The organism is Rhodococcus globerulus NBRC 14531 (assembly GCF_001894805.1).
GTDB lineage: Bacteria > Actinomycetota > Actinomycetes > Mycobacteriales > Mycobacteriaceae > Rhodococcus_F > Rhodococcus_F globerula.
In genome coordinates, this window is the sequence record NZ_BCWX01000001.1 from 708383 (window position 1) to 729764 (window position 21382).

Consider the following 21382-nt stretch of genomic DNA (forward strand, 5'->3'; position numbering starts at 1 on the left):
CGCTCAGCCGAATTTCTGCCACAGGAATTCGTAGGTCAGCGCGGTCTTGTAGGCCAACTGCGCGTTGTCCGCGGCGCCGCCGTGCCCGCCTTCGATGTTCTCGAAGTACAGCACCGGCTTGCCCAGTTCCTCCAGGCGCGCGGCCATCTTGCGAGCGTGCGCTGGGTGGACGCGGTCGTCGCGAGTGGACGTCGCGATGAGGATCGGCGGGTACGAGCCGTCCGCGTCGATGTTCTGATACGGGCTGTACTGCGAGATGAAGGACCACTCGTCAGCGTTGTCGGGGTCGCCGTACTCCGCCATCCAGGATGCGCCGGCCAGGAGGAGATGGAACCGTCGCATGTCGAGGAGTGGAACCTGGCAGACTATGGCGCCGAACAGCTCTGGGTACTTGGTGAGCATGATGCCCATGAGCAGTCCGCCGTTGCTACCACCCTGGGCGGCCAACAATTCCGGTGTGGTGATGCCGCGGTCGACCAGATCGCGAGCGACAGCCGCAAAATCCTCGTGCACCTTGTGGCGTCCGGACTTGAGAACCTGTGTGTGCCAACCTGGCCCGTACTCGCCGCCGCCGCGGATGTTGGCCACGACATACGTGCCGCCGCGAGTGAGCCAGGCCCGCCCGATGGAACCGCTGTACGACGGCGTCAGCGACACCTCGAATCCGCCGTAGCCGTAAAGAAGAGTGGGTCCGGGTGTGCTGTCTTCGGTGCCGACCACGAAGTAGGGGACCTGGGTACCGTCGGCCGAGGTTGCGAAGAACTGTTGCGTCACAATATTTGTGGCATCAAAAAATGCGGGCGCAGCCTTGACGACCGTGGGTTCGGATTCCCCGATGACTCCGTGCAGAAGCGTTGCCGGCGAGGTGTATCCGCTGGCGTTGAGGAAGTACTCGTTGCCGGAATCGGGATCGGTGTCCAGGATTTCGATGGTGGTGAGCTCGGGCAGGCCCTCGAAAGGCCTTTCTTCCCAAGTGTTGTCGGCGGGAGTCAGAATGCGCAGGGTGGTCCGGACGTCGGTCAGAACGACGAGAATCAGATGATCGCGGGTCCAGCTGTAGTGGTCGAGCGACGAATGATCGTCGGGCTCGAACAGGACCGTGAGTTCGCGAGCGCCCGCGAGGTAATCCTCGTACCGAGCCGCCAGCAAGGTGCCCGTCGCGTACTCGGTGTTCTCGACCGTCCACGGCGATTTGGTGCGAATCAGCAACCACTCGTGGTGAATCGAGATGCCGGCGTCTTCGGGTGTGTCGATCAGAACGAGTTCGTCGTCGAGCGTGAGCTGGAACCGTCGTGAGTTGTAGAAATCGACGGAGCGGGTGACGAAGTCCCGCTCGAAGCCAGGCGTCGGATCATGTGATGCGGAAATCGCAACGTCGGTGCTTTCGCCCTCGTACAGCGTTTCGGCGCTGGAGAGGGGTGTGCCGCGCTTCCATCGCTGTGCGAGACGGGGGTAACCGGAATCGGTGAGTGATCCCGGCCCGGTATCGGTTCCGAGATACACGGTGTCGATGTCGATCCAGTCGATGTCGGTCTTGGCCTCGGGAAGGTAGAAACCTGCATCGGGTCCGTCAGGAGAGAGGAATTGTCGTGTCTCCATGTCGAATTCGCGAACCACTGCGGCGTCGGCTCCGCCGCGCGACAAACTGATCAAGGCGCGATCGCGGTGGGGGCGCAGCAACTGCGTGCCCTTCCAGACCCAGTTCTCGCCCTCGGCTTCGGCCAACGCGTCGAGGTCGACCAACACGTCCCACTCGGGGTTGTCGCTTTGATACTGCTCGAGCGTGGTCCGTCGCCACAATCCACGAATATTGGTGCCGTCGCGCCAGAAGTTGTACAGATACTCGCCGCGGCGACGCACGTACGGAATGCGGGCGTCGGTGTCGAGGACCTCGCGGACATCCGATTGCATCTGCTCGAAGCGCTCACCGGTTGCGAGTTGTGCTTCGGTGACGGCGTTGTGCGCACGCACCCAGTCGAGAGCGGTCTCGCCCGTGACGTCTTCGAGCCACAGGTACGGATCGCTGTCGACGGGGGAGTTCTGATCGGATGTCATGGCTCCATTCTTACTGCTCTCCGTCGACAGCATTCGACCCCGCTCCCGAAAGGCAGTGGGAACGGGGCCGAAAAGTGGGTGGACTCAGACGTTCAGCGAACGCGCGATCATCGGCCACGAGTTGTGGAGATCGTCCTGCCAGTAGCCCCACGAGTGGGTGCCGGTGGGCTTGAAGTCGAACTGTGCGGGGATCTGGAGCTGGTTCAGACGGTAGGCGAGGTTGTGGGTGCAGTAGTTGACCGCTGCCTCGATGAGGCCGCCCACGATGATCTGGTTGGCCAGATTGGCGGGTTCACCGTTCATCGCCGGGTTGGCGAGGGTGTCGTGCGGGCCGGGCAGACCGGACCCGGTGGAGACGTACAGCTCGGTGCCGCGGAGCTTCTCGGCGTTGACAACCGGGTCGTTGTCGATCCAACCCTGACTGCCCACCGGGCCCCACATGTTCGCGATGTCAGCCCCACCACGGATACCGGTGACCAGCTGAATAGCGCCCTGGCCGACCGGAGTGCTGGTCTCGGCGCAACCGCTGTAGGCGCCGACGCTCTTGTACAGGCCGGGGGCCGCGATTGCGAGATTGAGAACCGAGGTGGCGGTCATGGAGATCGCGGAGATCGACTGGACCTTGTTGGTGTTGAATTCGGCGTCGATGACGGGCGGGAGTTCCTGTGTCAGGAACGTCTGCCACTTCTGACGACCGAGTTCGGGATCGTCGTTGACCCAGTCGGTGTAGTAGCTGAATGCGCCTTCGAGTGGCGTCACAACGTTGAGGTTCTTGTCCTGGAAGAAGTTCATGACGTCGGTCTTGCGCTGCCACGTCGCAGAGTCTTCGCCGCCGCCTGCGCCGTTGAGGAGGTAGAGCGTCGGGCGCGGTGCGCTGTTGTCTGCGGGGAGGATGACCTCGAGCGGAATGTTGCGACCCATCGACGCCGAGTACACGGAGATCGTGGACTTGCGGCCATTGTCGCTACGGCTCGCGAGGTACGAACCGGAGGTACCCGATGTGGCTTGTGCCGTTGTGCCGGATGAGTCGCCGCCCGCGGAGGCGATGGCGGGACTGATCAGCATCGGGATCACGGACAGTGCCGCTACTGCAGCGACCAAACGTCCCCGCGTGAATGTACGAGCGCCCATACGATCTGAAACCTCCACTACGTGTGCCCCGGCGTGTGTCCGGGGTCGATGTCACTGGTCAGTAAACCAGAATTGCCATGGTCAGGGGAGCGTTTGATGGTTCCAGCATCCATGTAGCACACAACCCCGCTCTCCAAGTCGAGGAGAGCGGGGTCGAGTGCTTGAAGCTGGTGGTGTCAGACGCCCATGGAGTTGGCGATCATCGGCCACGAGTTGTGGAGATCGTCCTGCCAGTAGCCCCACGAGTGGGTGCCGGTGGGCTTGAAGTCGAACGTTGCCGGGATCTGCAGTTCGTTCAAGCGGTACGCGAGGTTGTGGGTGCAGTAGTTGACCGCTGCCTCGATGATGCCGCCGACGATGATCTGGTTGGCCAACACGCCGACCTGGCCGTCGACTGCCTCGTTGGCGAGGGTGTCGTGCGGGCCGGGCAGACCGGAGCCGGTGGAGACGTACAGCTCGGTGCCGCGGAGCTTCTCGGCGTTGACAACAGGGTCGTTGTCGATCCAGCCCTGTCCGTCGAGCGGGCCCCACATGTTGGTGACATCCGCGTCGCCGCGCATGCCGACAACCAGTTCGATGGAGCTCTGGCCGACCGGGGTGCTGGTCTCGGCGCAACCGCTGTACGCGCCGACGCTCTTGTAGAGGCCGGGGGCTGCGATCGCGAGGTTGAGCACCGAGGTGGCGGTCATGGAGATCGCGGAGATCGACTGCACCTTGTTGGTGTTGAACTCTGCGTCGATGACTGGCGGGAGTTCCTGTGTCAGGAACGTCTGCCACTTCTGAACACCGAGAGCCGGATCTTCGTTAACCCAGTCGGTGTAGTAGCTGAATGCGCCCTCGATCGGGGTGACGACGTTGACGTTCTTGTCATTGAAGAAGTCCATGACATCGGTCTGACGCTGCCAGGTCGCGCGGTCTTCGCCGCCGCCTGCTCCGTTGAGGAGGTAGAGCGTGGGACGCGGTTCGCTCGTGTCAGCCGGAAGGATGACCTCGAGGGGAATGTCGCGACCCATCGACGGCGAGTACACGGTGATCGTGGACTTGCGGCCGTTGTCGGTGCGGCTCGCGAGGTAGGAATCCGTCGAATACGCTGCGGGAGCGGTACGAGTTCCAGCGGTGTCACCACCGGCAGAAGCCATGGCCGGACTGACAAGCATCGGCAGCACGGACACCGCTGCAATCGCGGCGACCACACGGCCGCGCTTGAATGTACGAGAACGCATAGGCTTAAGAACCCTCCACCTGAATTACCTTGTAGATCCGCCCCGGGTGGAACGATCCTTCGTCGACACTTCTCCGTATGGGTTTTTGCATCCCGACGCATATAGAGCGTGCAAGTCTTGATCTTTCTACAGCATCGGCGCGCTATTCGCCAGTGAACCGAAGATTTGCTGAACGATTGACCAGTTTCGAATTGACCTGGCTGTTTACCTATATGCTCAACGGGTGAACCGGACATATCCGATCTGGGAACAGCACTGCTGCTTGCCGTTGCAGTCCAATGCCTCTATTGCGGAGCTATTGCGGTACCGGCGGCCTGAGGGCAGTTACGTTTCGGTCAATGTCGGCTACGCGCCGCACACACGTGCGGATTCAACCGCCCTGGTCAAGAGTTTTGCCTGGCAGGCGCGCGTCGAGTATCCGGAAATCACACCGGTCTCGACGATTCTCGACGTTGCAGACGTCCAGCGATCCGGCGGAATCGCGCTGGCATTCGACCTCGAGGATTCAAACCCGCTGGACGGCGATCCCGACAACATCGCGTACTTCTACGATCTGGGCGTGCGGTCGATGTTGCCGACGTACAACCACGTCAACGCCGCCGGCTGTGGGTGCCTCGACGCCGTCGACACAGGCTTGACTGCGTACGGCCGCGAACTCGTGGCCGAGATGAACCGCGTCGGCATGATGGTGGACGGCTCGCACTGCTCGACCCGGACCGGTCTGGATCTGGCCGCTGCCACGACACGTCCCATGATCTACAGCCATTCGAATCTCCGCAGATTGTGGGAGCACCCCCGAAACATCACCGACGATCAGGCCAAGGCGTGTGCCGACACCGGCGGAGTTATCGGGATCAACGGCGTGGGAATCTTCCTCGGCGTCAACGGCCCCGACGACAACAAAGCCAGGCTGGAGGCGATGGCCGATCACATCGAGGAAGCCGTCGGACTCGTCGGTGTCGATCACGTCGGGATCGGTTCGGACTATTCGTTCGACGCGGAGGACTTCCTCGACGAGATACACAATCACGCGGCGTCGTTCTCCGAGGCGTACACCGCGTGGGGACCACTGCAGTGGGTTCCGCCGGAAGACACCCTCACCTTGGACGTCGTTCTGCGTCGGCGCGGTTTCGACGAGTCCTCGATCGAAGCGATCTACGGCGGAAATTTCGCCCGAGTTGCCGCAGAAGTTTGGTCTACTGGCCGGTAAGGCGACCATCCGGGGACAGGAAAACGATGCAGGACTACCCTGTTACATCGTGACCTCACACTATGACGTCGTTGTCCTCGGAGCCGGCCCCGGTGGGTACGTCGCTGCTATCCGCGCGGCACAACTGGGCCTGAGCACTGCCATCATCGAGCAGAAGTACTGGGGCGGTGTGTGCCTGAACGTGGGCTGCATCCCGTCCAAGGCGCTTCTCCGCAATGCCGAACTCGCGCACATCTTCACAAAAGAAGCGAAGACGTTCGGCATGTCCGGAGACGTGTCCTTCGATTTCGGCTCCGCCTTCGATCGCAGCCGCAAGGTTGCCGACGGGCGAGTCAAGGGCATCCACTTCTTGATGAAGAAGAACAAGATCGCCGAATTCGACGGCAAAGGCACGTTCGCCGACGCCAACACCATCAACGTCGAGCTCAGCAAGGGAGGCACCGAGACGATCACGTTCGACAACGCGATCATCGCCACCGGTTCCTACACCAAGCTGCTGCCGGGCACCTCGCTGAGCGAGAACGTGGTGACCTACGAAGAGCAGATCCTCACCCGCGACCTGCCGGGCTCGATCCTCATCGTCGGCGCCGGCGCCATCGGCATGGAGTTCGGTTACGTCCTCAAGAACTACGGCGTCGACGTGACGATCGTGGAGTTCCTCGACCGGGCACTGCCCAACGAGGACGCCGACGTCTCGAAGGAAATCGCGAAGCAGTACAAGAAGCTCGGCGTCACCATCAAGACCGGCGCCGCTGTCCAGTCCATCAGTGACGACGGCAGCAAGGTCAGCGTTTCGATCAAGGACAACAAGTCCGGCGAGATCGAAACCGTGGTCGTGGACAAGGTTCTGCAGTCCGTCGGCTTCGCGCCGCGCGTGGAGGGCTTCGGCCTCGAGAACACCGGCGTCGCCCTCACCGACCGCGGCGCCATCGCGATCGACGACTACATGCGCACCAACGTCGAGAACATCTTCGCCATCGGTGACGTCACCGCCAAGCTGCAGCTTGCACACGTCGCAGAGGCGCAGGCCGTCGTTGCAGCCGAGACCATCGGCGGCGCAGACACGCAGACGCTCGGTGACTACCGGATGATGCCGCGTGCGACGTTCTGCCAACCGCAGGTCGCGTCCTTCGGGTTGACCGAAGAGCAGGCCAAGGCCGAGGGCTACGACATCAAGGTCGCGAACTTCCCATTCGCAGCCAACGGCAAGGCACACGGTCTCGGTGACCCGACCGGTTTCGTCAAGCTGATCGCCGACACCACACACGGCGAACTGCTCGGTGGACACCTCATCGGACCGGACGTCTCGGAACTGCTGCCCGAGCTGACCCTGGCCCAGAAGTGGGACCTCACGGTCAACGAGTTGGCACGCAACGTCCACACGCACCCCACGCTCAGTGAGGCGCTGCAGGAAGCGATCCACGGCCTCGCCGGCCACATGATCAACTTCTAGGTAGGGCCTGCGGCCCCCGTGCGTCTTTCTGGTAGCTCACGCAACCAGAAAGGCGCACGGGCCTTTTTGTATTGCCAATACGCCAGATCGCGACTTCGAGTCCAGGTCTGAGCTGACGGCGCACTAGCGTCCCGATTCATGAAAACTCGTTGTGTACTGCTCGCGGCCGCTCTGGCTCTCGGTCTCACCGCGTGTGGAAGCTCGGCCGGTACCGAGTCGACCGCGGCTTCGACGGCATCCGCCGAAGCCGGCGCCTTTCCGGTGAGGGTCGACCACGCCTACGGTTCGACCACGATCGATGCCGAACCCATGCGGATCGTGACCATCGGATGGAGCAGCCAAGATTCGGTGCTTGCCCTGAACAAGGTGCCCGTCGCGATGGAGAGCTTCTCGGGCGACGGTGTCGAGAACAACATATTGCCTTGGGACGCTTCATTGTTGAACGGCGCGACGCCGGTTCTGATGACCACCAATCCGGATGTGCCGTTCGAGCAGATCCTTGCCCTCGACCCCGACCTGATCCTTGCCGTGTATTCGGGGATCACCGCGGAGAAATATCAGCGACTGAGTGACATCGCGCCCACCGTCGCATTTCCCGATCAGCCCTGGGACACCGCCTGGGACAAGCAGATGAGCATGATCGGTGCAGCGCTCGGGCAGCCCGCACGCGCACAGGAGTTGATCGACGACACCGGAGCGTATTTCGAGCGGCAAGCCGCCGAACATCCGCAGTTCGAGGGCAAGACGGCAACATACGCGATGCGCACCGACGAGGGCCTGATCGTGTTCTGCAACACCGATCCTCGCATCCGTCTGCTGGGTCAGCTCGGGCTGAAGACCTCGCCCGGGGTCGACGCGGTGTGCACGTCCGGCGACAGTTCGGTGTCCGTGGGGATGGAGTCCATCGAAACCCTCGACGCAGACGTCTTCATTCTGGTTGACGCCGACGGCACCAATCTCGACAAGCTGATGGCCTTCGGTCCGTTTGCCAACATGACCTCGGTGTCGAACGGCCGGATCGTTCGCCTCGTCGGAATGGACTACGCGATGGCAACGTCAGCGCCGACGGTCTTGAGCGTCCCGTATGCGTTCGACGAGTTCATCGCTCAGCTTTCGGGGGCGCTCGACTGACTCTCAGGCTTTACCGATTGCGGGCCTCCCTGATTGCGGGCGTCACTGATTGCGGGCGTCGTAAGACTCTTGTGACGCAATGATTGTCGGCACGCGGGATTCGAGCAATTCGATCAGGGCGGTGATCTTGCCGGCCACGTCTGCGCCGAGTTCGGTCAGGCTGTATTCCACTTTGGGCGGGATGGTTTCGAGCACTTCACGGTGCACGAGACCATCCCGCTCCAGTGTCTGCAGGGTCTGCGAGAGCATGCGCTCGCTGACGCCGTCGACGCGTCGACGTAGTGCGCTGAACCGGTACGGGCCTTCGTGGAGTGCTGCCAATGCAAGTGCGCCCCAGCGGCCGGTTGCGTTCTGGAGCGCTGCCCGAGAATTGCATCCGCGAGCGAACACATCGGCCTCGAGGGTGGGATCCTGATCTGTTTCGGCAGCACAGGCAGGGGTATCGGTGCTGGTCATGTCTCCAGGTTACTACTAAACATACCGATAGCGCTAACTTCCATGGTTGCACTTACGAATAATTAGTGCATGATGGTTGCAGAGCACATTTACGCTTCAACCTAAAACGGGAGTTCGCATGAGCATCGCAGTCACCGGAGCAACGGGAAACCTCGGACAACTTGTTGTCGAGGCACTGATCACGCGGGGCACACCCGCGTCGGATATCGTCGCCGTGGTTCGTAATCCGGAGAAGGCGGCGGATCTCGCAGCCCGCGGCGTGGTGGTTCGCAAGGCCGACTACACCGACGCCACCGCATTGGAAGCAGCCTTTGCCGGCGTCGACAAAGTGGTGCTGATCTCGGGCAGTGAGGTGGGCCAGCGGCTTGCGCAGCACACAAACATCATCAACGCGGCAAAGGCTGCAGGCGTCGGATTCATCGCGTACACAAGCATTTTGGACGCTCAGGATACGCCGATGAAGCTCGCAGCCGAGCACAAGGCAACCGAAGATGTTCTGGCTGCCAGCGGCATTGCCTTTGCGCTCCTGCGCAACGGTTGGTACTGGGAGAACTTCCTCAATGACCTGGCCGGCGTTATCGAGCGCGGCGCGGTGGCCGGAGCGGGCGCTGACGGAAAGATCGCCGCTGCATCGCGGGCCGACTACGCCGATGCTGCCGCAGTTGTCGTCACCACGGACGGTCACGAAGGCGCAGTCTACGAATTGGGTGGTGACGAGCGTCTGACGTATGCCCAGTTCGCGGAGAAGATCAGCGAATTTGCCGGCAAGCCTGTCGTGTATCAGTTCGTGCCGGAGGAGGCATACAAGGGCATTCTCGAGAGTGTCGGACTGCCCGCCCCTGTCGCAGAGATTCTCGCGGATTCCGACGCTGCAATCGCCAAGGGAGCGCTGGACACCGAGTCCGGTGATCTGCAGAAGTTGATCGGCCGCGCCAGCACGCCGGTGGCTGAGGTTCTGAAGAAGGCGTAACCGCCGGTGCGCCTTTCTGGTAGCGGGAACTACCAGAAAGGCGCACAGGGGTTTACCCCATATGGACAGCGCCCTCAGCGGGGAGGTCGCCCTTCTTGGCGCGGACGAGCACCACAACGACGGGTGCGATGATCGCCAACAGGATTGCCGCCCAACCGAATGCGGCGGTGTATCCGGATACCTCGGCGCCGAAGACGTAGTCGGTCATCGAGGCGATGAAGTCCTGAACCGGCTGGGGGAGCAGAGCCAATTCGTCGCCGGTCGGAACGGTCGCGTTCGACATGTCGACGGGAATGCCTTCCGGGGGGATCGGCGCCGCGTTATCGGTGGTGAATGCAGACTTGGCCGACGCGTAGATCGTGGTGAAGAGTGCGGTTCCCAGTGCGCCGCCGATCTGCAGCGTTGCGTTGACGAGGGCGCTGGCTGCGCCGGCGTCGTGGTCGGGAACACCGATCAGTGCAAGGTTCTGCATGGGCACCATCAGCAGGCCCAAACCGAAACCGAAGATGGCAAGACCCGGGAACACGTGGGTCCAGTAGGAGCTGTGGACCTCGATCTGGGTGAGCATGAGCAGTCCGACTGCGGCAACCAGGGGGCCGGCAACCATGAGCGGCTTGGGGCCGATCTTGGTGGACAGCTGGGCGGCGGCGGTGGATGCAAGCACGATGAAGAAGGCCATCGGCAGTGAGCCGACGCCGGCCATGACGGGGCTGAATCCGAGCACGATCTGCAGGTAGAACGTCAGGTACAACGTGCCGCCGAGAAGCGCTGCGCCGACGAGCATGGACCCGATCAGTGCGGCGCCGCGGTCGCGGTGCCACGGAACGCTCAGTGGCAGAAGCGGATTCTTGCTACGGCTCTCGACGACCACGAACAGTGCCAGGAAGACCAAGCCCAAAGCGATGAACAGGAGGGTATCGGTCTGACCCCACCCGTGCTCGGCGCGCGTGAATCCGTAGACCAGGGATCCGAGTCCGAGTGCGATGAGGACGGCGCCGGGAAGGTCGTAGCTCGTGTCGCCGTGCGCCTTGGTTTCCTTGACGATCGGGACGGCAGCACCAATCGCGATGAGCGCGATCGGGATGTTCACGAGCAGGCACCAGCGCCAGTCGACGTACTGCGTCAGGACACCGCCGAGCAGCAGGCCGATCGCTGCGCCACCACCGGAAATCGCGCCGTAAACGGCAAAAGCCTTGGCGCGCTCCTTTTCTCCGATGAAGGTGGTGGTGAGCATCGAGAGCGCGGCGGGCGCGAGCAGTGCCGCGAAGACACCCTGCCCGGCGCGGGCGATGAAGAGTTCGATACCGGTCTGGGCGATCCCGCCGATGCCTGACGCCACGGCAAAGCCGGCCATGCCGACGATGAAGGAACGCTTACGTCCCCAGTAGTCGGCGATGCGGCCACCGAGCAGAAGCAGTGCGCCGAATGCCAGCGCGTACGAGGTGACAACCCAGGCGCGATCGAGGTCGCTGATTCCGAGTTCTGCCTGCGCGGCGGGCAGGGCGATGGAGACGATGGTGCCGTCGAGCACCACCATGAGTTGTGCAAACGCGACGATGCAGAGCACCAGCCAACGTCGTTGATGATTCGGGTTCTCGGAGATCGCCGGAGACGGCGGCGTTGCGCCGCTTTCGACGTCAGTGGTGGTCATCGTTACAAGGTAAGTGAGCGCTTCTTCGAGAGTCAAACGAAATAGTTCGTTCGGTTACGATAATCACTATGGCTCCCACAGATGTGACCGCAACGAAGCAGCGAATCCTTGACGCAGCGCTAGAAGAATTCGGCACCTACGGACTCGCCGGCGCACGGATCGATCGCATCGCGAAGAACGGCAACGCCAGCAAGGAACGGCTTTACGCGTACTTCGGTGACAAGGTGGCGCTCTTTCACGCCGTGCTCGACGCGGATTTTGTCGAAGCCATGGAATGCGTGGAGTGGGTGGGCGGGGACATACCGCAGCATGCTGTCGAATTGTTCGATGCCATGACCCGAAAGCCGCACATCCAGCGCATGATGATCTGGGGCCAACTGCAAGGTGAAGGCCCGCGGATGCGTAAGCAAGCCGAAGAGCACTCCAGTTGGCTCCCGCGGATGGCTGCGATCCGCAAGGCTCAGGACGACGGCGGCATCGCAGCGCACTGGAATCCGGAAGACCTCATCACCTTGATCTTCGGCCTCGTCTTTGCTTGGGTGGTCGCACCCGGCATTGTCGACAATCAATCCGTGGATGCGCAGGAACTCGCGCGCCGCCGTGAAGTGGTGCGGGAAGCGACAATTCGTATTTGCAAACCCTGATGGCCGGCTACGAAAAATCGCGTTGGACGCGCAACGTCGCGATAGTGGTAGCCAAGCCGTCGTATTGGGTGACCAGCAACGTGAATTCGATGAGCCGACGGTCGTCGAGGTGCTGGGACAACATGTTCCAGGTCACGTCGGTGACGTCTTTGGTGGTGACCAACTCGTCGACCGCGGTCAAGATCGCGTGGTGACGAGAACTCAACCCGGAAGCGTTGGGGCCCTCGATAATTCGGGCAAGCTCCTGGGCGTCGATTCCAGCCTTTCGGCCGAGCCTGATGTGGTGATCCATTTCGTAGTCGCACTGCCTCAGGTGTGCGACGCGCAGGATGATCAGTTCGGTGTCGTGGCGTGAGATCCTGCCGCCGGGCATCAGTGACCCGGAGTAGTGCAGCCAACCTCGGAACAGGCCGCCGGTCCGACCTAACGTGCTGAACAGGTGTGCGTCCGGTGCGCCCGCGGCTTTCGAGAGGACACGCCAGATTCCCCAGTTGATCGGGCCAAGTTCTTTGAATCGGCCTGGCCGGATGCGTGCGGTCATGACGCGTACTCCTCGAGTGTCGTGGGTTGATACGACGCTAACACTGCCCGGAATCGGATTACGGCAACCAGCGCGGCAAGTGCGGCGAGAACGAGCATCGGTATCGACGGTCCCAGGCTCGGTTCGAGGACAACCAGCAAGACCGGCAGTCCGAAGCCGAGGTACGTGCCGACGTAGAAGATGCCCGTCAATGTTCCGCGTGACGCCGGTGGCGCAAGGGTTTCGAGGTCGAGGAGACCACTACGCAGGCACAGGCCGTATGCGGTTCCGAGCGTGAGGGCGCACACGACAAACAGGGCAAGCGGCGGGTGGGCTCCGCCGGCTGCGACGAGGCAGTATCCGAGCGCGGCTAGTCCGGCACCGGCGCTTCCGGCCTGCCTGCCCCAATCGCGATGACGGGCAATGGTTTGAACGATGATGCCCGCGCCGAGTGTGAGTGCTGCGGCTATTCCGGGGAGTAGTGGTCCGGAGTATCGATCGCCTAGTCGCGCGGACATCGTCACGAATGAGACTGTCGCACTGGCAAACACCCAGGGCGCGAGCGGTAGCGCCCAGATCAAGGCCGAGCGGACGGATCGTTCCCCGTCGGCCGGTAACGGGAGCACTGCCGAAGGTGAGGTCGGTGTTCGACTCCACATCGCCGCGGCGGCAACGGAACAGACGGACAGCAGCGCCGAGACGACAAAGGGCGTGGCCAATGGAAAGGCCGCGAACTGGGCCATCAGGCCGGAGAACAAGGGACCCAAGGCGAAACCGGAAGTGAGGACAACGCCGGCCATCACGGTTCCGGCTTTGCCGCGCAGATCAGCGGCCCAGGCTGTGCCGGCGCCGATTGCCAGACCGGCGCCGACGCCGACCACAAGACGGCCAACCAGGAGGCCGGAAGTGTTGTGCCACAGCAAGAGAAATACCGTGCCCAGCGACGCCACCAGAGCTCCTGGCAGGACAACGGCTGCTCGTCCGACACGATCGGACAGCACACCACCGGTCAACAGTCCGGGCAGCAGACCCAGCGCGTAGATGCCGAACACGCCGTCGAGAACGGCGTGCGAGAGTTCCTCGTGTTCCCGCAGTACCGGGATGAGGGAGGCAAAGTGGTTGGCGGCCCACCCCGTCGACAGAAGTACGGCAAGTACCGAGATGAACCCGCGACGGGATGGATCGCCCATGCCCCGCAGCTTAGGCGGGCACCAGGTTGCTGACGTCGGCGAGTAGTTCGAACGTGCGCAGCCACGCGGCGCGGTTGGTGCCGGTTGAGACGGTGATCAACTCGTCGGCCTGCGCATGCTCGGTGAATTCGTCCAGGTACGTGCGGACTTCTGCGGGTGTGCCGACGGCGCTGTACCTGGCCATTTGCAGAACCTGTTGACCGGCGGGGGAGTCGAGCAACATGTCGGCCTCGTCGTCGGTGAACGTGCGGCCACGGCCGAGGAGCAAGCTGACGCGGTTGCGCTTGGATTCGAGGAACTCTTGCTGAGCCTGCTCGGTGGTATCGGCGGCGATGACATTGACGCCCGCGATCACGTACGGCTCCGCCAACTGTTCCGACGGCTTGAACTCCCGGCGGTAGATGGTCACGGCGTCGCGAAGAGCGTTAGGCGCGAAGTGTGACGCAAACGCGTAGGGAAGGCCGAGCATCGCGGCAAGTTTTGCGCCGAACAGTGACGAACCGAGGATGTAGAGGGGGACATGGGTGCCCTTGCCTGGCACCGCGCTGATGCCCGGAATGCGCGAGGTGTCGCCAAGATATCCCTGAAGTTCGAGGACATCCTGCGGGAAGCTGTCGGACGAACTGGGGTCGCGGCGCAGGGCCTGCATCGTCTTCTGATCGCTGCCGGGTGCGCGTCCGAGGCCAAGATCTATGCGTCCGGGGTGCAGTGTCTCGAGCGTGCCGAACTGTTCGGCAATGGTGAGCGGTGCGTGGTTGGGGAGCATGATGCCACCAGCGCCAAGTCGGATCTTGGTGGTGTGAGTTGCAACGTGGCCGATCAGGACACTGGTCGCGGACGACGCGATGGAGCCCATGTTGTGGTGCTCGGCGTACCAGATTCGCTGGTAGCCCCACTCCTCGGCTCGCTGCGCCAGCGTGACACTGGCGTCGAAGCTGTCTTTGGCGGTCTCGTTCTGGCCGATGTGCGCAAGATCGAGGATGGAGAGTGGAACCGACATGAAGTGGGCACCTTTCGAGGCGGCAGAAAACAGTTGTTGTGAGGTGCAACCGCCGCGAGTGCATTCCTATTTCCTCACCACCCGAAAAATCGAAACGCGCCCGTCAGTATCGAACCGCACTCGCCAGTGCCGCCAACGACAACGCCTGCCGCGCGTGCTCGACAACCACGAGCCTGCCGTCGTCGATGTGCGCCCGCAACGACTCGAACGCTTGTGGCAACTTGTTGTCGAGAACAAGTTCAGCTATCGCGATGTGCTCGTCGATCGTCGCTTCGATCCCGGCCGGCGTCAGGTAGTCGAACATCCGTACCGGCCGGATTTTGGCATTGACGGTTGCCAAGGCCTCCGTCAGTGCGGGGTTTCCGGCCGATACAAGTAGTGCCGTGTGAAACTCCTCGTCGAGAGTGACAAAGCTGGAGTCCGGTTCGAGCGAATGGGTGCGCAGCGCATACCACTTTTCGAGTTCAGCACCCAGAATATCTGCGTCGTGACGGGCGTACTCCGTATCGATGACTCGGCGAATTCCCTGTAGTTCGAGCAATATTCGTAGCTCGTACAATCCGTTGAGATCTTCCAGGCGTGGCCGATAAGGATACAGCCCATGCTCGCCGCGTTGAACCAAACCGTCGGATTGCAAGCGGGCCAGAGCTTCTCGCACCGGAGTTCTCGAAACTCCGTAGATCTGCGCGAGCCGCTCCTCGCTCAGTCGTTCCGTCGGCGTGATCTTCCCGGCCATCAGATCGGCCCGGATCGACTGATACACCTGATCCCGCAGCGATCCGGTCGAATGTTCGACGGCGGACATGTCAGATGGCCATCGCTCGTCGGACGGCATCGGTGGATGTGGTGCCTCCCTCTCCGGTCGACGTCACATGACCGGCCGCGAGAACGCTGTAGTGCTGCGCTGACTGGAGCGCGAACCCGATGTGCTGTTCGACCAGGAGGACTCCGAGATCGCCGCGATTGGTGAGGTCGATGATGGTGCGTTCGATCTCGGCGACGACGTTGGGTTGGATGCCTTCGGTGGGTTCGTCGAGGATCAGAATCTTCGGTTCGGTGATGAGGGCGCGGGCGATGGCGAGTTGCTGTCGCTGCCCACCCGACAGCAAGCCGGCTCGGCGGTCGAGCAGTGTGGTCAGCGCGGGAAACATATCCAATGCTTCTGCAATCAGCGCCTTTCCGCGTTTGCGGCCGTCCGCGACAACCTGAAGGTTCTCGGCCGTGGTGAGTTGGCCGAAGGATTGTTGTCCTTGGGGGACATAGGCGAGGCCGCGGGTGACGCGGGCGCTCGGCCGCAGTGTCGTGATGTCTTCGCCGTTCAGGAGGATCGTTCCACTGGTCGGCTTGATCAACCCGACAGCGGCTCGGAGCAACGTCGTCTTTCCGGCGCCGTTGTGGCCCATGACGGCGGCGACACCGTTGCCCGGGACGGTGAGCGAGATTCCGTGGATGACCTCGGTGCGTCCGTATCCGGCGCGGACGTCCTTGATTTCAAGCATGATTCACTCCTCGCCGTGAGGCACAGCCGCAGCGGTGCCGAGGTAGACCTCTTGGACTTTGGGATCGGCCTGAACCTGCGCGACAGTTCCTTCCGCAAGAACCTTGCCTGCTGCGAGGACGGTGACCGAGGTGGCAAATGCTCGCATGAAGTCCATGTCGTGCTCGACGACAACCACGGTGCGCGCACCACCGATACGACGCAGGAGGTTGCCGGTTTCCTCGCGTTCTTCCAGGCTCATTCCGGCGACGGGTTCGTCGAGTAGAAGTACCGAACAGTTCTGTACCAGAAGCATTCCGATCTCGAGCCACTGCTTCTGCCCGTGCGCGAGGATTCCGGCGGGTGTATCGCGTAGAGCTTCGAGTCCGGTGGTTTCGAGGGCTTCCTCGATCTCGGGGAGAACGGATTTGCGGGTGCGCAGCAACTCCCACGGGGAGCGGCCCGCACCGGCAGCGATGTCCAGGTTTTGCAGAACGGAGAGTTCTTCGAAGACGCTGGCGGTCTGGAAGGTGCGCCCGACCCCGAGGCGGGCGATCTTGTGAACCTTCTTGCCCAGCAACTGTTCACCGGACTTGGTGATCGAACCCGTCGCCGGTACCAATCCGGTGATGGCGTCGACAAGGGTGGTCTTTCCGGCGCCGTTGGGTCCGATCAGAAAGCGAAGGTCACCCTGCATCAGAGTCAGGTCCACACTGTCGACGGCCTTGAATCCGTCGAAGCTGACACTCAAGTTCCGCACTTCCAGGTATTCGGAAGACATTCCGGCATTGCCGCCCAATACGGGGTTCGGTGCGCTTGTGTCGGTTGTACCGGTGCTGGTCATACGGACACCTCCACAGTTTCCGGTTCGCTGATTTTCGGTGTTTCGGGGGTGGTCTTTTCACGCTTTCGGCGGTGGCGCAGGAGCGCAAAGAGCCCGGCGACTCCGGCGGGGAAGAACCCGACGACGACGATGAACATCAGACCCTGGGCGTAGATCCAGCCGGACGGCATCTTCTCGGAGAAGGCCGACTGGGCCCAGGCAACACCGATGGCACCGAGCACGGGGCCGAGAAGCGTTGCGCGGCCGCCGATCGCCACGCCGATGAGGAAGGCGATGGAGGGAACGATCCCGACGTCGGCGGGGGAGATGATGCCGACGATGGGCACGAACAACGCTCCGGCGATACCGGCCAGGAATGCGGCGGTGACGTAGGCGACCAGCTTGATGTTGGCAGGGTCGTATCCGAGGAAGCGCACGCGCTCTTCCTGATCTCGCACTGCGACAAGCAGTTCACCGTAGCGCGAGTTCATCAGCTGCCGGATCAGGGCGACGGAGGCGAGGAGCACTCCGGAGGCGATGAAGAACAGCATCTGCTTGTTGGCGGGGTCGTTGAGGTTGAAGCCGAAGAACGTGCGGAAACGGTTGAGTCCGTTGCTGCCGCCGATGGTCTGCTGACCGATCAGCAGGATGGCGAATGCCGCTGCGAGAGCTTGCGAGAGGATCGCGAAGTATGCACCCTTGACGCGTCGTTTGAACACGCCGAGTCCGAGGAGAAACGCGACGGTCGCGGGCAGGAACAGTACCGCGAAGATCGCGACGAACGGGGAGGCAAACGGCTGCCAGTAACCGGGCAGTTCGGTCTTGCCGGCGATCGCCATGAAATCGGGTACCGCGTCACCTTTGAGTTCGGCGTCGGCGATCTTGAGGTGCATTGCCATGACGTAGGCGCCGATGCCGAAGAACACACCTTGGCCGAGGGTGAGCATTCCGCCTCTGCCCCAGGCGAGTCCGATGCCCACTGCGACGATCGCGAAGCACAGGAACTTTCCCAGCAGGGAGAGTCGGAAGTCGGAGAGCACGGCAGGGGCAAGTCCGAACAGGATGATCGCGGCGAGCGCGAATCCGCCCCAGACCCGGATTCGGGGATTGGTCAGGACGCTCATACGAGGCTCCTTGTCTTGACTGCAAACAGTCCCTGGGGACGCACTTGGAGGAAGACGACGATGATGACGAACAAGATGACCTTGGCAATCGATGCGGTGGTGGAGTACTCGATGAAGGAGTTCAGAATGCCGAGTGCAAACGCGGCGATCACTGCGCCCTTCATCTGTCCGAGTCCGCCGACGACCACAACCAGGAACGCGTCGATCAGATACGACTGCCCGATGGTCGGGCTGGTGGAACCGATCAGGGTCAGGGCGACACCGGCAACACCGGCGAGGCCGGATCCGAGGAAGAAGGTGGTGATATCGGTACGGCGGGAAGATATTCCGCTGGTCTCGGCCAGATCTCGGTTCTGGACTACGGCGCGGATGCGCCTACCCATCGACGACTGCTTGAGTGCCAGAGACAATGCGATCACCGCCGCGATTGCCAGCACCAGAATGAAGATGCGGGTTTTCGGAACTACGGCGCCGAGGATGTCGACACCGCCCGAAAGCCAGGACGGTGCGGTGGTGTTGACGGCAGGCGCACCGAAGATGTCGCGCGCCAACTGCTGAAGGATCAGTCCGACGCCGAACGTCACCAACAACGTGTCGAGCGGGCGGTGGTACATCCGTGACACCAGAAGCACTTCCAGGGCCACACCCATCAATCCGCCGACGATGAAACCGACCAGTAGAGAGATGATCAACGAACCGGTTGCATTGGAGATTACCTGCTGCACAACGTAGGCCGTGTACGAGCCGGCCATGATGAACTCGCCGTGGGCCATGTTGATGACACCCATTTGGCCAAACGTGAGCGATAGTCCCAATGCAGCCAACAACAGAATCGAGCCGATGCTCAAACCTGTGAACAGCTGTCCGATCACAACATCCATGACAGACGTTCCACCTCTCTACCAGTCGGTTTCATTGCGGTCAGGTTGTTACTTGCTGGCGCCGAGACCTGAGGCCCACGGGTAGCTCTCGAGGTACGGGTCGGGCTCGATCGGCTGACCGGAATCCCAGACGGTGTAGATCAGTCCGTCGCTTCGGATTTCGCCGATGCGGGCGGTCTTGGTGATGTGATGGTTGTCGCCGTCGATGGTGACGAGGCCTTCGGGGGCTTCGAAGGTGACCCCGTCGGCGTTGTCCTGAATATCCTTGACAGCAAAGGAATTGGCCTTCTCGGCCGTGTTCTTCCACAGGTACACCGACGTGTATGCAGCTTCCATGGGGTCGGACGTCGGCTTGTTCTGGCCGTACTTCGCCTTGTATGCCGCGACGAACTTGTTGTTTTCCGGGGTGTCGATGGTCTGGTAGTAGTTCCAGGCCGTCAGCTGTCCTTCGACGTTCTGCACGCCGATGCCGCCGACCTCTTCCTCTGCGATGGACACCGAGACGACAGGCATGTCGGCCGGCTTCAGCCCCACATTGGTGTACTCGCGGAAGAACGCGACGTTCGAATCGCCGTTGAGCGTGTTGAATACGGCGTCGGCGTCAGCCGTGCGCACCTTGTTGACGATGGTGGAGAAGTCGGTCGAACCGAGCGGCGTGTAGTCCTCGCCCTTGATCTCGATGCCGTTTGCTTCCGCGTACGCCTTGATGATGCGATTGGCGGTCTGCGGGAAGACGTAGTCACTTCCGACCAGGTAGAGGGACTTGACGCCCTTTTCCTTCAGGTAGTCCAGTGCCGGGATGATCTGCTGATTGGTCGTAGCGCCGGTGTAGAAGATGTTCTTGGAATCCTCGAGGCCCTCGTACTGAACGGGGTAGTAGAGGAGCGAATTATTGTCTTCGAAGACCGGGAGCATGGCCTTACGGCTCGACGACGTCCAGCCGCCGAAAACTGCTGCGACACAGTCGCTGCTGATGAGCTTCTCCGCCTTTTCTGCGAATACCGTCGGCTCGGATGCGCCGTCCTCGGCGACGATCTGAACCTTTTTGCCCAAAACGCCACCGGCGTCGTTGATCTCCTGAACTGCGAGTGCAATCGAATCGCGCACTGTCACTTCACTGATGGCCATGGTGCCGGACAACGAGTTGAGTGAACCGACCTTGATCGTGTCGCCGGAGGTGTCGACGCACGATGCTGCCGTGGTGTCACCCGACGTTGTATCAGAGGCTTTGCTTCCGCAACCGGTGAGTACCAAACCCAGAGCTGCAAGAGCTGCCGGAGCGGCGAGGGTGCGCTTCGAGAAGGTTCGCATAGACGGGCCTTTCGTCTTCATGACTTCAGTACCTGGCTTTTCACCTACGTGAAAACAGGCGCGTGGCTACAGGTACGTGGCTTCGGGGAACGGACTACCGGATGTGATGTATCCGGCTCGCGTATACGGCGTTGTATTCGTCGATGCGGATGAGCGTAGGGAGAACTTGTTTCTGAAAGAAATAGACTCGATCACCATCGTGTGTCCGATATGACGGTTTGATGAACGAGTGCTCACTCCGCAGGTCAGAGCAGGCTCGGTGTTAGCATCCTCGATATTCGATCAAGCATTCGCTTGACGATTGATGAGGGGACTAGACCAGTGCGTTCGACCCGACGGGAAGAGATACTCACTCACGCGGCAAAATTGTTCAGCGAGCGTGGTATCGCGGCAACGACGGTGCGAGATATCGCCGACGAGGTCGGAATTCTGTCCGGAAGCCTCTATCACTACTTCGAATCCAAGGATGCGATGGCGCACGAAATAGTCGTGCGTTTCCTCGAAGATCTCAACATCAGATACGAGGACTCGATCGAACCTGGTGGATCAGCTCGCGACCGGTTGGCCTCCATGGTCGAGGTGTCGTTCAATACCGCGCTCGACCACCCATACGCCACCGAGGTCTATCAAGGCGAAGCGATCCTGTCGTCCCAGCCTTCCGACGCGCTGATCACCGTTGCGGTCCATCAGGCGCACAGCTACTGGCGCACGGCAATTGCGAGTGGGATTGCAGACGGGGAGTTTCGCGAAGACATCGATCCTGAACAGTTTCATCGGTTGATGCGGGAGTCGGTGTGGTCGACGGTGGCTCAATACCGTTCACAGTTGGCCGAGTTGGCGCCTGAACTGCAGCGGAATTTGATCCTTGTGTTTCTCGACGGTTTTGCCCGCCGCGGCGACGGTTCCACAGCGCTCGCTCGGGTGAAGGTCAAGACTGACAATGTCGACGTTGCACCGCCGGTCGGCGAGGTTGCCGAACTGCGTTCGGACGTCGACGAGTTGAAGTCGGTTATCCGCGATCTGAGCACCGCGATTCGCGATCTGCAGGCCGAACAACGGGGCTGATCGCTCCCTGTTACGGCGGTTTTGACTATCTATGTGACCCAGTGCATACTTCTGCCCAGCGTCGTAA

20 protein-coding genes are annotated in these 21382 nt (G+C 61.7%); 6 read left to right on the top strand and 14 right to left on the bottom strand.

Annotated elements, in window-relative coordinates:
- Window positions 1-3: 3 nt before the first annotated feature.
- The 3 genes from RG2_RS03080 to RG2_RS03090 all read right to left on the bottom strand — a co-directional run bounded on the left by RG2_RS03080 (window position 4) and on the right by RG2_RS03090 (window position 4409).
- Window positions 4-2055 carry a prolyl oligopeptidase family serine peptidase gene (locus RG2_RS03080; RefSeq protein WP_033235571.1) on the bottom strand — a complete coding sequence of 684 codons (2052 nt, stop codon included), beginning with the start codon at window positions 2053-2055 and terminating at the stop codon, window positions 4-6.
- A gap of 84 nt (window positions 2056-2139) precedes the next feature.
- Window positions 2140-3186, bottom strand: a complete 1047-nt coding sequence (locus RG2_RS03085) for an alpha/beta hydrolase (RefSeq protein WP_033235570.1) — start codon at window positions 3184-3186, stop codon at window positions 2140-2142.
- A 176-nt stretch (window positions 3187-3362) separates the two neighbouring features.
- On the bottom strand, window positions 3363-4409 hold the full coding sequence (locus RG2_RS03090) for an alpha/beta hydrolase (RefSeq protein ID WP_033235569.1): 1047 nt from the start codon (window positions 4407-4409) through the stop codon (window positions 3363-3365).
- 223 nt (window positions 4410-4632) lie between these two features.
- Here RG2_RS03090 and RG2_RS03095 point away from each other — a divergent pair, with 223 nt between their 5' ends.
- The 3 genes from RG2_RS03095 to RG2_RS03105 all read left to right on the top strand — a co-directional run bounded on the left by RG2_RS03095 (window position 4633) and on the right by RG2_RS03105 (window position 8203).
- On the top strand, window positions 4633-5619 hold the full coding sequence (locus tag RG2_RS03095) for a dipeptidase (protein ID WP_033235568.1): 987 nt from the start codon (window positions 4633-4635) through the stop codon (window positions 5617-5619).
- A gap of 49 nt (window positions 5620-5668) precedes the next feature.
- Complete coding sequence (gene lpdA / locus RG2_RS03100; protein WP_033235567.1) at window positions 5669-7072, top strand: dihydrolipoyl dehydrogenase; 1404 nt, start codon at window positions 5669-5671, stop codon at window positions 7070-7072.
- 138 nt (window positions 7073-7210) lie between these two features.
- On the top strand, window positions 7211-8203 hold the full coding sequence (locus RG2_RS03105; RefSeq protein WP_033235566.1) for an iron-siderophore ABC transporter substrate-binding protein: 993 nt from the start codon (window positions 7211-7213) through the stop codon (window positions 8201-8203).
- 42 nt (window positions 8204-8245) lie between these two features.
- On the opposite strand, the gene RG2_RS03110 is transcribed toward RG2_RS03105, so the two are convergent.
- A complete protein-coding gene (locus tag RG2_RS03110; RefSeq protein ID WP_033235565.1) occupies window positions 8246-8659 on the bottom strand; it encodes a winged helix-turn-helix transcriptional regulator in 414 nt (137 codons plus the stop codon).
- Window positions 8660-8777: 118 nt separating this feature from the next.
- Between RG2_RS03110 and RG2_RS03115 the strand changes: the two genes are divergently transcribed.
- The gene (locus RG2_RS03115; protein WP_033235564.1) at window positions 8778-9629 is read left to right on the top strand and encodes an SDR family oxidoreductase; all 852 of its coding nucleotides are present in this window, start codon (window positions 8778-8780) and stop codon (window positions 9627-9629) included.
- Between the two features lie 52 nt (window positions 9630-9681).
- On the opposite strand, the gene RG2_RS03120 is transcribed toward RG2_RS03115, so the two are convergent.
- Window positions 9682-11280: an MFS transporter gene (locus RG2_RS03120; protein ID WP_033235563.1), complete on the bottom strand. Its 1599-nt coding sequence runs from the start codon at window positions 11278-11280 to the stop codon at window positions 9682-9684.
- A gap of 68 nt (window positions 11281-11348) precedes the next feature.
- Here RG2_RS03120 and RG2_RS03125 point away from each other — a divergent pair, with 68 nt between their 5' ends.
- Entirely contained in the window at window positions 11349-11924 is a 576-nt protein-coding gene (locus RG2_RS03125) for a TetR family transcriptional regulator (RefSeq protein WP_033235562.1), read from the top strand.
- 7 nt (window positions 11925-11931) lie between these two features.
- Here the strand turns inward: RG2_RS03125 and RG2_RS03130 are convergent, their stop codons facing one another.
- The 9 genes from RG2_RS03130 to urtA all read right to left on the bottom strand — a co-directional run bounded on the left by RG2_RS03130 (window position 11932) and on the right by urtA (window position 20250).
- The gene (locus tag RG2_RS03130) at window positions 11932-12465 is read right to left on the bottom strand and encodes a carboxymuconolactone decarboxylase family protein (RefSeq protein WP_033235561.1); all 534 of its coding nucleotides are present in this window, start codon (window positions 12463-12465) and stop codon (window positions 11932-11934) included.
- Window positions 12462-13634, bottom strand: coding sequence for an MFS transporter (locus RG2_RS03135; RefSeq protein ID WP_033235560.1), 1173 nt, complete (start codon window positions 13632-13634; stop codon window positions 12462-12464). The genes RG2_RS03130 and RG2_RS03135 overlap by 4 nt, the downstream gene beginning before the upstream one ends.
- Window positions 13635-13644: 10 nt before the next feature.
- The gene (locus tag RG2_RS03140) at window positions 13645-14634 is read right to left on the bottom strand and encodes an LLM class flavin-dependent oxidoreductase (protein WP_033235559.1); all 990 of its coding nucleotides are present in this window, start codon (window positions 14632-14634) and stop codon (window positions 13645-13647) included.
- A 103-nt stretch (window positions 14635-14737) separates the two neighbouring features.
- On the bottom strand, window positions 14738-15439 hold the full coding sequence (locus RG2_RS03145) for a GntR family transcriptional regulator (RefSeq protein WP_033235558.1): 702 nt from the start codon (window positions 15437-15439) through the stop codon (window positions 14738-14740).
- Window position 15440: 1 nt separating this feature from the next.
- Window positions 15441-16133: an urea ABC transporter ATP-binding subunit UrtE gene (gene urtE / locus RG2_RS03150; protein WP_033235557.1), complete on the bottom strand. Its 693-nt coding sequence runs from the start codon at window positions 16131-16133 to the stop codon at window positions 15441-15443.
- Window positions 16134-16136: 3 nt separating this feature from the next.
- Window positions 16137-16955 (bottom strand): urea ABC transporter ATP-binding protein UrtD, encoded by an 819-nt coding sequence (urtD, locus tag RG2_RS03155; protein WP_033235556.1) that lies wholly within the window; start codon window positions 16953-16955, stop codon window positions 16137-16139.
- Window positions 16952-18058, bottom strand: a complete 1107-nt coding sequence (gene urtC / locus RG2_RS03160; RefSeq protein WP_033235555.1) for an urea ABC transporter permease subunit UrtC — start codon at window positions 18056-18058, stop codon at window positions 16952-16954. Before urtC ends, urtD begins: the two co-directional genes overlap by 4 nt.
- On the bottom strand, window positions 18055-18939 hold the full coding sequence (gene urtB / locus RG2_RS03165) for an urea ABC transporter permease subunit UrtB (protein ID WP_033235554.1): 885 nt from the start codon (window positions 18937-18939) through the stop codon (window positions 18055-18057). The genes urtC and urtB overlap by 4 nt, the downstream gene beginning before the upstream one ends.
- A gap of 48 nt (window positions 18940-18987) precedes the next feature.
- Window positions 18988-20250 (bottom strand): urea ABC transporter substrate-binding protein, encoded by a 1263-nt coding sequence (urtA, locus tag RG2_RS03170; protein ID WP_033235553.1) that lies wholly within the window; start codon window positions 20248-20250, stop codon window positions 18988-18990.
- Window positions 20251-20571: 321 nt separating this feature from the next.
- Here urtA and RG2_RS03175 point away from each other — a divergent pair, with 321 nt between their 5' ends.
- Window positions 20572-21315: a TetR/AcrR family transcriptional regulator gene (locus RG2_RS03175; protein WP_033235552.1), complete on the top strand. Its 744-nt coding sequence runs from the start codon at window positions 20572-20574 to the stop codon at window positions 21313-21315.
- The last annotated feature ends 67 nt before the right edge of the window (window positions 21316-21382 follow it).